The organism is Nocardia cyriacigeorgica, assembly GCF_005863245.1.
Taxonomy (GTDB): Bacteria; Actinomycetota; Actinomycetes; order Mycobacteriales; family Mycobacteriaceae; genus Nocardia; species Nocardia cyriacigeorgica_C.
On record NZ_VBUT01000013.1, the window covers coordinates 136,694 to 149,079 of the forward strand.

General features: G+C 68.9%; 10 protein-coding genes. 3 read left to right on the top strand and 7 right to left on the bottom strand.

Annotated features, from left to right (window positions below; translation table 11 throughout):
• Positions 1 to 53: 53 nt before the first annotated feature.
• Both FEK34_RS27395 and FEK34_RS27400 read right to left on the bottom strand, forming a co-directional pair.
• Positions 54 to 995, bottom strand: a complete 942-nt coding sequence (locus FEK34_RS27395; protein WP_138452511.1) for a serine hydrolase — start codon at positions 993 to 995, stop codon at positions 54 to 56.
• Positions 992 to 1,867 (bottom strand): LysR family transcriptional regulator, encoded by an 876-nt coding sequence (locus FEK34_RS27400; RefSeq protein ID WP_138452513.1) that lies wholly within the window; start codon positions 1,865 to 1,867, stop codon positions 992 to 994. Before FEK34_RS27400 ends, FEK34_RS27395 begins: the two co-directional genes overlap by 4 nt.
• A 211-nt stretch (positions 1,868 to 2,078) precedes the next feature.
• On the opposite strand from FEK34_RS27400, the gene bla reads away from it, so the two are divergent.
• Entirely contained in the window at positions 2,079 to 2,969 is an 891-nt protein-coding gene (gene bla, locus FEK34_RS27405) for a class A beta-lactamase (protein ID WP_138452643.1), read from the top strand.
• A 13-nt stretch (positions 2,970 to 2,982) separates the two neighbouring features.
• On the opposite strand, the gene FEK34_RS27410 is transcribed toward bla, so the two are convergent.
• Positions 2,983 to 3,489 (bottom strand): nuclear transport factor 2 family protein, encoded by a 507-nt coding sequence (locus tag FEK34_RS27410; protein WP_138452515.1) that lies wholly within the window; start codon positions 3,487 to 3,489, stop codon positions 2,983 to 2,985.
• Between the two features lie 226 nt (positions 3,490 to 3,715).
• Here FEK34_RS27410 and FEK34_RS27415 point away from each other — a divergent pair, with 226 nt between their 5' ends.
• The gene (locus FEK34_RS27415) at positions 3,716 to 5,407 is read left to right on the top strand and encodes an alkaline phosphatase D family protein (protein ID WP_171048429.1); all 1,692 of its coding nucleotides are present in this window, start codon (positions 3,716 to 3,718) and stop codon (positions 5,405 to 5,407) included.
• Positions 5,408 to 5,449: 42 nt separating this feature from the next.
• Here the strand turns inward: FEK34_RS27415 and FEK34_RS27420 are convergent, their stop codons facing one another.
• From FEK34_RS27420 to FEK34_RS27435, 4 genes are all read right to left on the bottom strand, one after another.
• Positions 5,450 to 6,562: a mechanosensitive ion channel family protein gene (locus FEK34_RS27420; RefSeq protein ID WP_138452519.1), complete on the bottom strand. Its 1,113-nt coding sequence runs from the start codon at positions 6,560 to 6,562 to the stop codon at positions 5,450 to 5,452.
• Positions 6,563 to 6,729: 167 nt separating this feature from the next.
• Positions 6,730 to 9,195 carry an ATP-dependent Clp protease ATP-binding subunit gene (locus FEK34_RS27425; RefSeq protein WP_138452522.1) on the bottom strand — a complete coding sequence of 822 codons (2,466 nt, stop codon included), beginning with the start codon at positions 9,193 to 9,195 and terminating at the stop codon, positions 6,730 to 6,732.
• Between the two features lie 336 nt (positions 9,196 to 9,531).
• Positions 9,532 to 10,380: an SDR family oxidoreductase gene (locus FEK34_RS27430; RefSeq protein ID WP_138452524.1), complete on the bottom strand. Its 849-nt coding sequence runs from the start codon at positions 10,378 to 10,380 to the stop codon at positions 9,532 to 9,534.
• 103 nt (positions 10,381 to 10,483) lie between these two features.
• Positions 10,484 to 11,695 (bottom strand): pyridoxal phosphate-dependent aminotransferase, encoded by a 1,212-nt coding sequence (locus FEK34_RS27435; protein ID WP_138452526.1) that lies wholly within the window; start codon positions 11,693 to 11,695, stop codon positions 10,484 to 10,486.
• Positions 11,696 to 11,787: 92 nt separating this feature from the next.
• Between FEK34_RS27435 and FEK34_RS27440 the strand changes: the two genes are divergently transcribed.
• Positions 11,788 to 12,369: a winged helix-turn-helix transcriptional regulator gene (locus tag FEK34_RS27440; RefSeq protein ID WP_138452529.1), complete on the top strand. Its 582-nt coding sequence runs from the start codon at positions 11,788 to 11,790 to the stop codon at positions 12,367 to 12,369.
• Positions 12,370 to 12,386: the final 17 nt, after the last annotated feature.

Genomic DNA, 12,386 nt, shown 5'->3' on the forward strand with positions numbered 1-12,386 from the left:
CAGGATTTAGTAATACCTGTTTATCAGACTTTCCCTGAGCCTGCCGGTGAGCGTCAGTCCTGCGTGAGCGGGTGCCGCAGCTCGGTGACGGCGATGCGGGCGGCCTCGGCGATCGCGGCGTCGACGACGGCCAGCTGCGGATCGGCCCGGGCCGCCCGGGTGAACACCGCGACCGCCACCGGATACTCGCCGGGAAACTCCACGACCGCGACCTCATTGCGGATGACGCCGATGGTGCCGGTCTTACCCGCCACGGCGACGCCGCGATGCGGAAACGCCGCCGCGATGCGGTGTGGCCACACCTGCTTGCGCATCACCGAGCGCACGAATCCGGTCTGCTCCGGCGACAGTACGCCGCCCGCCCACACCAGGTGCAGAAAACGGGTCATCTCCTCCGGGGTGGTGGCGCTGGCGTAGGAGGGGTCGTAGGCCGACACCGACCAGGCCTCGTCGTTGTCGGCGAGCGCGGCGAAGGCCTCGGCGGTGCTGTGGGTATCGGTGTCGCGGACCAGACTGCGGTGCACGTCGGCGGTGCCGCCGACGATCCGGGTCTCGGTGAGCCCCAGCTCGTCCAGCAGATCCTCGACGGCGCCGAGACCGACCTCGCCGAGCAGGACGTCGGCGGCGGCATTGTCGGAGACCGTCATCATCGAGGTGGCCAGATCACGGCGGCTCAACGTCACCGGATCGTGCAGTGCGGCAAGGCCGGTGGGGCCCGGTGTGCAGTCGTCCGGGTGCACGGTGAGCTGGGCGCGTGGATCGATCAGGCCGGCATCGACCTTCCGGCAGAACGCCACGAACAGCACGAGTTTGTAGACCGAGGCGGTGACCACGCGGTCGCGGCCGTCGACGGAGATCTCCGCCGCGCTGCCGCAGCGGCGAGCGTGCAACCATCCGGTGCAGCCGGCGTCGGCGAAGACCGCCCGGATCCGTTCGGTGACCTCGCCGCCGGCGTCCGCGCCGAGCGGCCGCCAGTCGTATCGGGTGCGGCTCATCGCAACCGCTCCCGGTACAGCACCCGGTCGAGGGCGTCGGCGTGCGGCTGGGCATCGGGACGGCGGACCACGCGCACCCGCAGCGCGAGGGCCTGCGGGGCCATGGTCAGCCAGGTCACGCCAGGAGTGGGTGCCGGCGCGATAGCGGTGATACCGAAACTGTTCCCGGCGGCGACCGCGGCCAGCACGGCCCGATCGTCGCGGGCGGTGCCGAGACGGACGTCGAGCCCGCGTTCACGCAGCAGGTCGAGCATCGTGTCGAAGGCGGGTGGATTGCCCGCGCGCGGCGGATGCGCGAACGTCAGGTCGGCGAGCATGCGGACGGTGGGGCGTTCGGCGGTGGCGCTGCGATGATCCGACGGCACCACCAGCCAGCGCGGGATCTTGATCACCGGCCCGGCCGCGACGCCGTCGACCAGGGCCGGATGCTCGATCACCGCCACATCGCACAGGCCCGCGCGCAGGTCGCCGAGCAGGTCGGTGGTCGCGCCGACCGTCGTCGTGACGACCGCGCCGGGACCCGCGGAGTCACGCAGGGCGGTCACACAGGCGGTGACCAGCGGGTCCGGGAGTGCCGCGGCCACACCCCAGTGGACGTCGCCGCGGGCGTGGGCGATGCGCTGCGATTCGGCGAGCAGCCGTTCGGCGTCGTCGACCAGCAGCCGCGAGCGTGGCAGCAGGTGCCGTCCGGCGGAGGTGAGCACCGCGCCTTGCGGTGTGCGGTGCACGAGTTCGACACCGAGGAACTGTTCGAGCCGCCGCAGCCCCTGCGACACCGGTGGCTGGGTCATCTCCAGCGCGGCCGCCGCCCGCCCGAAATGTCCCTCGTCCGCGACGGCGACGAAGAAGCGGAGGTGGCGGATCAGATCCATGGCGGTCATTGAACCAGCCGGTCGCCCCGCGCCGATCCCATCGCGAGCCCGTGGCCCGCATCCGTCCCCGAACAGGCCCGGCGACCTGCGGCGATATCGAATGCGACTCGCGGCCGCCGGTGCCCGCTATTGGCCGCGACGATCGCCGCGGTGGTGTCCTTCAGCGGTGACTTCCCCAGCTTCCTCCTTCCGCCGCCCCGGCGGCAGACGCATGCTCGCAGCCGCACTGGCACTGTCCGCACTGGCGATGACCGCGGCCTGCGACTCCGGTTCCACCACCACCGCACCGGCCACATCCGCGGTCACCACCTCGGCCGTGGCCGATCCCCGGTTCGCCGCACTGGAAACGACCGCAGGGGCCCGATTGGGTGTGTTCGCCGTCAACACCGGCTCCGAGCGCACCGTGGCCCACCGCGCGGACGAGCGGTTCCCGATGGCGTCGACGTTCAAGGGGCTGGCCTGCGGCGCGCTACTACGTGAGCATCCATTGTCGACGGGCTACTTCGATCAGGTGATCCATTACTCCGCCGAGGAACTGGTCGACTATTCGCCGGTGACCGAAACCCGGGTCGAATCCGGGATGACCGTCGCCGAACTGTGCCACGCCGCCATCACGGCCTCCGACAACACGGCCGGCAACCAGCTGCTGAAATTGCTCGGCGGCCCGCAGGGCTTCACCGCGTTCCTGCGTTCGCTCGGCGACGACACCTCCCGGCTGGATCGCTGGGAGACCGAACTGAACACCGCGATCCCCGGCGACGAACGCGACACCACCACCCCCGCCGCACTCGCCGCCGACTACCGCGCGCTGGTCGTCGGCGACGTACTCGGCGAACCCGAACGCGCCCAGCTGACGGCGTGGCTGGTCGCCAACACCACCGGCGACACCCGGATCCGCGCGGGTCTGCCCGAGGACTGGACCGTGGGAGACAAGACCGGATCCCCCGCCTACGGGTCGGCGCTCGACGTCGCCGTCACCTGGCCGTCCGGGCGCGCGCCGATCGTGATCGCGGTGCTGTCGACGAAGTCCGAGCAGGACGCCGAACCCGACAACAGGCTGGTCGCCGACGCGACCAGGACGGTCGTCGACGTGCTCGGTTAGGTCCGGTGTTCGCCTACTGGGTGACGCGGCAGGAATCGTCGATCGGCCGGGTGATCGACCAGATCCGGTCGAACCGGCAGGTCGCGATCTTCCAGGCCCCGTCCTCGATGACGTACTCGTCGGTGTATTCGCCGGTGGAGACTGTTTCGGTCTTGTCGACCAGGTTCACCTGACGGAATTGCAGGGTCCACCGGCCCGAGGCGGTGGTGTCGTCGATGATCGTGATGTCGGGATGCAGGCCGTGGTGCATATCGAGGATGACGTGCTTGCCGTCGACCTGTTTCAGGGCGATGGATTCGAAGACCGCGGCCATCCCGTCGGCATCGAAGGCGCCGAGTTCGCCGTAGTCCAGCGCCGAGCCGGAAGCGATGAAGCAGTCGCGGAAACCCTTCGGGTCCTTGGCGTCACAGGCCCGGAAGTACCGGTGTTTGAGCGCCTTGATCGACTCGACGGCCTCCAGCCTGGCCAGGCGACGTGCCAGCTCGGCATCCAGTGTTTCCGGCGACGGTGAAACGGACATCGGTGTCCTCCTTGTCGGCTGCTCGGCTGCTCGGCCGCTGCCGAGACGCACTACCCGCGTGGGGTGAACCTAGCCGGGCTCGGCGAATCGAGGCACCGCATGTCCCGGAGAGCGGACGAGACCGGGCAGGCTCACCCGGCGAATCGGCGGCGCCGCCAGCGTGTGACGCACTGCCGGGCGGCCTGCCGCGTTCCCGTGACGCGCGGATCAGGGCATGCTGGACGGCATGGATCTGTCTCGTCGGCAGTTACTGCGCATCGGCGCCGCCGGAACCGCGACGGTGCTGGCGGGAGCCGCGGCGGCGAGCAGTGCGCGCTTCCAGGCGCCGCGCCGGTTGGGTGACCCGTTCTCCCTCGGCGTCGCCTCGGGCGATCCCATGCCCGACGGTGTGGTGCTGTGGACCCGGCTGGCACCGGATCCGCTCGCCCCCGACGGGTTGGGCGGGATGGCGCTGGCGCCGGTGAGTGTGGACTACGAGGTCGCCGAGGACGAGCGGTTCCGCCGGGTGGTCACCCGCGGGACGGCGGTGGCGACGCGCGAACTCGGGCACAGCGTGCATCCGGAGGTGCGCGGTCTGGCCCCGGATCGCTGGTACTTCTACCGATTCCGGGCGGGTCCGGCCCTCTCGCCGATCGGACGCACCCGCACCGCGCCCGCACTCGGGCAGCAGGTGGCGCGAATGCGGTTCGCGTTCGCGTCGTGCCAATCGTGGAGTTCGGGCTACTACACCGCCTACGACCATATGAGTGCCGAGGACCTGGATCTGGTGGTGCATCTGGGCGACTACATCTACGAGCGGTCCTGGCGGCTCGGCCGTGAGGGCGCGACGATCCCGCCGCAGTTGCGCGACGAGGCCTACGATCTGGCCGGTTACCGATTGCTGTATGCCCAAGCCAAATCCGAGCAGCCGTTGCAGGCCGCGCATGCCGCGTTCCCCTGGCTGGTCACCATGGACGACCACGAGGTGGACAACAATTGGGCCGACGACTCCCCCGGCCTCGGCATCGATATCTACCGCATCCCCGCGTTGTTCCGCGGCCGCCGGGCCGCCGCATTCCAGGCGCTGTACGAACATCTGCCGCTGCGCCTGGCACAGATGCCGTCGGGGCCCGATATGCGCCTGCACCGGCGCTACGGCTTCGGCGATCTCGCCGAATTCACCATGATCGACACCCGGCAGTACCGGGACCGGCAGGTCTGCGGGGACGGCGGCCTCAGCACCGATTGCACGCGCCGATTCGATGCCGGACGCACCATTCTCGGTCAGCCGCAACGGGATTGGCTGATCGACGGATTCGGCCGGTCACCGGCGCGGTGGCAGATTCTCGGCAACCAGGTCGCGATGAGCCAAAGCGATTACGACCCCGGCCCGGAACTCGACGTCGGTACCGACGCGTGGGACGGCTACGTCGCCGAGCGCGCGGCCGTCCTCGGCGCCGCCGTCGATCACGGCGTGCGCAACCTCGTCGTCATCACCGGGGACCGGCACGAGAACTACGCCGCCGATCTGCGCCGCGACCCGGCCGATCCGACGACGCCGGTGGTGGCCGCCGAATTCACCGGCACCTCGATCAGTACCGGCGGTGACGGCGCCGACCTGCCGCACCGCGGCCGCCTCCTGCTCGACGCCAATCCGGATATGAAGTTCTACAACGGGCAGCGCGGATATGTGCGGGTCGAGCTCGACCAGCAGTTGTGGCGCAGCGATTTCCGGGTGCTGCCCTACGTCCGCAGGCCGGGCGCACCGATCGCGACGCGCGCGGCGTTCGTGCTGGAAGACGGACGGCCCGGCGTCGTCGAGGCGTGGCGACCCGACCCCGACGGCGGGCAGAGCATCGCGCGCACGGAACAGATGACGACCGGCGGGGATCGAGCGGCCGAACCGCCACCGACCGGCGAGCACGACGGGCCGCCGTGAATCACTTTCGTGTGCTCCACCGGCGATACACGTCGACGCCGCTCAGCCGCGATAGCCGTCCTTGCTGCCCGCCCCGGCCAGCACCCCGCCGGCTCCGGCCAGGGCCGCAAGCCGCTCGTCCTCCGGTGCGGTGATCGCGGTGGAGATCTTCGGCAGGGCGTACGGATGGTTGCGGCCGAGCCAGTCGAGCAGTTCCTCACGGACCGCGCACCGCAGTGTCCACACGTCATCGGAGTCGGCGGCCGACATCGCCGCGCGCACCACGATATTGGTCGGGGTGGAGTCGGTGACCAGCAGATTCCAGGAGCGACCATCCCAATCGGGCCGCTGCTTCAGGTATTCGTGCAGGTGCTCGCGCAGCAGGGGCACCGGCGTGCTGTGATCCAGGTGCAGGAACACCGTGCCGGTGAGTTCGGAGCCGCCGCGCGACCAGTTCTCATACGGTTTGCTGTTGAAATAGGACACCGGCATCGTCAGCCGGCGGTCGTCCCAGATCCGCACCGTCAGGAACGCGAGGGTGATCTCCTCGACGGTGCCCATCTCCCCTTCCACCACGACGGTGTCGCCGATCTTCACCGAATCGCCGAACGCGATCTGCAAACCCGCCATCAGGTTGCTCAAGGTCGACTGCGCGGCCACACCGGCGATGATGCCGATCACACCGGCCGAGGCCAGCAGTGAGGTGCCGAGCGTGCGCAGGCCGGGAAACAGCAGCAGGATCGCCACCGCGGCCGTGGTCACCACCAGCACCGAGGTGACGATGCGGCGCACCAATCCGAGCTGGGTGCGCAGCTGCCGCACCCGCGCCACGTCACGGGTGCGCTGGGCGTAGCGGCTCAAGGTGTTGTCGGCCACCGCGTCGGCGGCCCGGATCACCAGCCAGACCGCGGCCATGATCGCCATCGTGGCCAGCACATTGCGGATCACCGCGTCCTGGCGTAATTCCAGCTCCGCCAACGGGTAGGTCGCGTGCAGCGCCACCGCACCGAGCAAGACCTGCAACGGCATCCGCACCCGCCGCAGCAGCAGCGGCAGCCGGGTGTCCGGGCGTTTGCGTGCGGAGAACCGCATCAGCCGATCGAAGAGCAGACCGGCAACCACGGTGAGCGCGAGGGTCCCGCAGCAGACGATGAGCGGCCGTAGTACATCCTCCAAGGCGAAAGCTCCTTGTCGTTGGTCGTCAGACGTCCAACGCACAGGCTACCGATGACGCTCACCGCCGCAGGCCCGCGCGGCGGCACCGAGCGATCAGCGCTCGCTCACCAGCGACGGAGTCCACCGACCGGCCTCCGGCGAGCCGAATGCCGGTCGGCGCACCGAAATTACGGTGCCGCCTCCATTGTCTTCGCCCCACGGCGCTCGACAGCGGCCAGTTGCAGTCCACCACCATCGGCATCCAAGCGGACGGTGTCGCCTGCTCTCAGGTCACCGTCGAGCAGCAGCCGCGACAGCTTGTTGTCCACTTCCTTCTGCACGGTGCGCCGCAGTGGGCGCGCGCCGAATTCGGGTTGGTAGCCGTGTTCGGCCAGCCAGTCGACCGCCGGATCGGTGACGTCGAGGTCGATGTCCTGGGCGTGCAGCAGCTTGCGGGTGCCGTCGAGCACCAGGTCGACGATGCGGTGGATCTGGGTCTGATCGAGCCGGTGGAAGACGATGGTGTCGTCGACGCGGTTGAGGAATTCGGGCCGGAAGTGCGACCGCAGCCGCTCGTTCAGCGTCGGGGTGATGGAGTCCAGATCGCCCTCCGGCGCCGACAGGATCAGGTCGGAGCCGATATTGCTGGTCATGATGACGATGGTGTTCTTGAAGTCCACGGTGCGGCCCTTGGAATCGGTGACCCGCCCGTCGTCGAGCAGTTGCAGCAGCACATTGAACACATCCGGATGCGCCTTCTCGATCTCGTCGAACAGGATCACCGAGTACGGCTGACGGCGGACCTTGTCGGTGAGCTGGGCCGCGTCGTCGTAGCCGACGTATCCGGGCGGGGCGCCGACCAGCCGCGAGACGGTGTGCTTTTCCTGGAACTCGCTCATATCGAAGCGGATCAGCCGGTCCTCGTCACCGAACACGGCCTCGGCCAGCGCTTTGGCCAGTTCGGTCTTGCCGACGCCGGTGGGCCCGAGAAACAGGAACGATCCGATGGGCCGATTGGGATCCTTGAGCCCCGCCCGGGCCCGGCGCACGGCCTCGGCGACCGCGACGATCGCTTCGTCCTGGCCGATCACCCGCTTGTGCAGGACGTCTTCGAGTCCGAGCAGCCGCTGCCGTTCCTCGGTGGTCAGCTCGGCCACCGGGATGCCGGTCTGGCGCGAGATGACTTCGGCGATATCGGTGACGGTGACCTGCGGCTCCTCGGTGTGACCGGCGTCGGCGAGTTGTTCTTCAGCGACGGCGATCTCGGACTTCAGCTCCTTGGCCTTCTCGTAGTCCTCGGCGGCGACGGCGGCGTCCTTCTCCCGCCGCAGCCGCGCCACCTCCTCCTCGCGTTCGCGCACGTCGGGGCCGGGGGTGCGGGTCCGCAACCGCACCCGCGCGCCGGCCTGGTCGATCATGTCGATGGCCTTGTCGGGCATGAACCGGTCGGTGAGATAGCGGTCCGACAGTTCCGCGGCGGCGACCAGTGATTCGTCGGTGTAGTGCACCTGGTGGTGTTCTTCGTAGACGTCGGCGAGTCCGCGCAGGATCGCGATGGTGTCGGCCACCGACGGTTCGGACACCATCACCGGCTGGAAGCGGCGCTCGAGGGCGGCGTCCTTTTCGATATGGCGGCGGTACTCGTCGATGGTGGTGGCGCCGATGGCGTGCAGCTCACCTCGCGCGAGCGCAGGTTTGAGCAGGTTGCCCGCGTCCATCGACCCTTCCGAGCCGCTGCCCGCGCCGACGATGGTGTGCAGCTCGTCGATGAAGACCACCAGTTCGTCGGAATGGGCGCGCACCTCGTCGAGGATCTTGGTCAGCCGTTCTTCGAACTCACCGCGGTATTTGCTGCCCGCGACCAGCGACCCGACATCCAGGGCGACGACGCGGCGATCGGCGAGGGTGCTCGGCACGTCCCCGTTGACGATGCGCTGGGCCAGCCCCTCCACGATGGCGGTCTTGCCGACGCCGGGATCGCCGATGAGCACCGGATTGTTCTTGCGCCGCCGCGACAGGATCTCGACGGTCTGCTCGATCTCCTCGGCGCGACCGACCACCGGGTCCACCTTGCCCGCCCTGGCCTCGGCGGTCAGGTCGCGGCCGAATTCGTCGAGAGTGGGGGTGTCGCTGGTCTTGCGCTGCCCGTCGGTGCCCGGCAGTTGCGCGCCCGCCATCGCTTGCGCGGCGGGGGTCTCGGTTTCGGCGATGCCGAGCAGGATGTGTTCGGGACCGATGTAGCTGCTGCCGGCTTCGGCGGCGCTGCGCTGGGCGTTGCGCATGGCGCGTTTGGCGGCGGGGCTGAGCGCGATGGCGCCGTTGCCGTTGCCGTTGCCGTTGTCGCCGCGGTGCTCGGCGGCCGCGTCGCGCATCTTCATGCTCAGCTCGTCCGGGTCGTGGCCGAGTTCGGTGAGGATGCCGCGGGTCGGTTCGACCAGGGTCGCCGCGTAGAGCAGGTGTTCGGGGGTGATGTCGGGACTGCGCCAGTCCTTGGCCGCGGCCTGCGCGGTCGCGACGAGTTGTTTGGCGTTATCGCTGAGCAGCCGGCCCAGATCGGTGCGTTGCACCGGCGGCCGCGCGGCCATTCCGGGTCCGAAGAAGCGCTGGAAGATGTCGTCGAACGAACTCATCGAACTGGGCCAGGACTCGGTCATGGTCACATCCCATCTCGGCGTTACCGACTGCGGTCATCCGCGCCGACGGGCCGTGGCCGGCGCCTGCTGCACAACGCGACACTCCTTTCGGCTCGCACCTACCGCTTGCCCTCGGGAATCCGCGCGGTGCCCGGCGCGATCCGGTCCGCCGCACGACTCCCCGGTAGCGGCGGGCGATCAGTGCGTTCGACGACGCCCACCCACCCGGTGGGAAACTCTCGGCGACCGCGATCCGCAGGTACTCGCCCACCTGTGCCAGTAGTTCGGCAACTGGGCGTCAGCTTACGCGGTTCACCCTCAGCGCGCGGCTATCCGAGAGCAACCGGGCATGCACCCTCACTGCGCGCGGGCGGTTTCGGCCAGCAGTTCGGCGAAATCCTTGGCGGGGTGGCCGGTGAGCCGGGGCACGGTATCGGTGACGACGTCCAGCTCGCCGGTGGCCATGGCCTGATAGGAGCTCACCCAGCCCGCGACCTCCCAGTCCTCGGCGCCGTAGCCCGCCCGGCTCGCATACGCCTCATCCAGGGATTCGGCGTGGTAAGTGACGGTGCGGCCGGTCGCTTCGCTGATCATGGCGGCGGCTTCGGTCAGGGTGATCGCGCGCGGACCGGTGACGTCGTAGGTGTGGCCGTCGTGGCCGGTGCCGGTGAGCACTGCCGTCGCGACGTCGGCGACATCGTCGCGGGCGACGGCGCCGATCCGGCCGTCACCGGCGGGACCGCGGATGACCCCGTCCTCGCCGGCCAGCAAGGGCAGCATGTCCTGGTAGAAATTGTCCCGCAGGAAGGTGAAATCCAGCCCGCTGGAACGGATTTCCTGCTCGGTCCACCAGTGGTCGCGGCCGAAGGTGAAGGTGCACTCGGGTGCGGCGCCGACGAAGGAGACGTAGACGATGCGGCACACGCCCGCGTCGACGGCCGCGCGCACGACGGCTCGCTGCTGGTCGGCCCGGTCGCGTGACTCGCTCGCCGAGACGAACAAGAACGTGCCCACCCCCTCGAGCGCCGCGCGCACACCCGCCGGATCGGCGTAAGCGGCGGCGACGAAATGCGCGCCGGGCAGCTGCGGCGCCCGGGCGGCATTGCGGCCGAGCAGCCGTTGCTCGATGCCCTCGGCCGCCAGCCGACGCGCCACCCGTCCCCCGATCGCCCCCGTCGCCCCACTGACTGCGATCAGCTCGCTCATGGGTCGATCGTATGGGTGGGCGGCGGTGGTGCGGCGAACCTCGAGGCGGCGGCGAGTCGGTTGCCGCCGCAGGATCTGCGCCGAACACCGGCCGGTTCGACGCTTACTGCCGGTAGGTCGCCAGGAACCGCCCGATCCGTTCGATGATGGCCTCGAGGTCGTCGGCGTGCGGCAGCGTGACGATGCGGAAGTGATCGGGCCGCGGCCAATTGAAGCCGGTGCCCTGCACGATGTGCAGCTTCTCTTGCAGCAGCAGATCGAGCACCAGCTTCTCGTCGTCGACGATCGGGTACACGTCGAGGTCGATCTTGGGGAACGCGTAGAGCGCGCCCTTGGGCTTCACGCACGAAATGCCCGGGATGGCGTTGAGCGCCTCCCACGCGCGATCGCGCTGCTCACGCAGCCGTCCACCGGGCAGGGTGAGATCGTAGATGCTCTGATGCCCGCCGAGGGCGGCCTGAATCACCTGCTGGCCGGGCACATTCGCGCACAGGCGCAGCCCGGCGAGCATGGTCAGCCCTTCCAGGTAGTTCGCGGCGTGCTGAGTCGGACCCGACACCACCATCCAGCCGGACCGGAAACCGGCGCAGCGGTAGCCCTTGGACAGGCCCGAGAAGGTCAGGCACAGCAGGTCGGGAGCCAGGGCGGCGGTCGCGGTGTGGATGCCGCCGTCGTAGTAGATCTTGTCGTAGATCTCGTCGGAGAACACGATCAGGTTGTGGCGGCGCGCCACTTCGAGAATGTCGCGCAGGACATCCTGCGAATACACCGCGCCGGTGGGATTGTTCGGATTGATGATCACGATCGCGCGGGTGCGTTCGGTGACCTTGGACTCGATATCGGCGACATCGGGGAACCAGTCGGCGGATTCGTCGCACATGTAATGCACCGGCCTGCCGCCGTTGAGCGCGGTGGCGGCGGTCCACAGCGGGAAATCCGGTGCGGGAACCAGCACTTCGTCGCCGTTTTCCAGCAGGGCGGTCATGGCCATCATGATCAGTTCGGAGACGCCGTTGCCGAGGAATACCTCCTCGACGTCGACGTCGGGCAGGCCGAGCGTCTGGTAGTACTGCACGACCGCGCGCCGAGCCGACAGCAGCCCTTTGGAACCGGTATAGCCACTCGAACTCGGCAGTGTCCGCACGATGTCCTGCAAGATCTCCTCGGGCGCTTCGAACCCGAACGGCAGCGGGTTGCCGGTGTTGAGTTTGACGACGTGATGTCCCTCGGCTTCCAGGCGCGCGGCATGCTCGGCCACCGGGCCGCGAATCTCGTACGACACTCCCGACAACTTGCTCGACTGCTTGACCTGCATGGACATCCTCTTCTCGAAACGGCTGCCGCTACTGTACTTGGAAATCCCAAGTATGCACTTTGATTTTCCAAGTACTGCGTTAGAGTGGCCGGGTGCCACGCCGAAGTTACGACCATCACTGTGCGGTGAGCCGCGCGCTCGAGATCGTCGGGGACCGCTGGAATCTGCTGGTAGTGCGCGAACTCACCGCCGGCCCGCGCCGCTACAGCGATCTGTTCGCCGACCTGCCCGGCATCAGCACCGATGTGCTCGCCGCCCGGCTCAAGGACCTCGAACGCGACGGGATTCTCACCAAGCGCCGGGTCGGGCCGCGCGCGACGACGGCGTTGTACGAGCTCACCGACACCGGTGCGGCCTTGCGCCCGGTGCTGGAGGCGCTGTCGGTGTGGGGGACGCCGCTGCTGGGTGAGCGCCGCAGCACCGATGCGGTGCGCGCGCACTGGTTCGCCTTGCCGCTGGGGCGGGCGGTGGCCGAGGTGGTGTCGAGCGGGACGGTCACCGTGTACATCGGTGATACGACGTTCCACTACGTCATCGACGCGACCGGGCTCACCCATCACGATGGCGCGGCCGAGAATCCGGATCTCGAAGTGCGCCTGGATCTGGGCACAGCCACCGAAATCGCCAAGGGCACACGGGGACTGGCCGATATACTCGCCGAAAGCCGCGCCTGAACTTCCGCGCGATATCC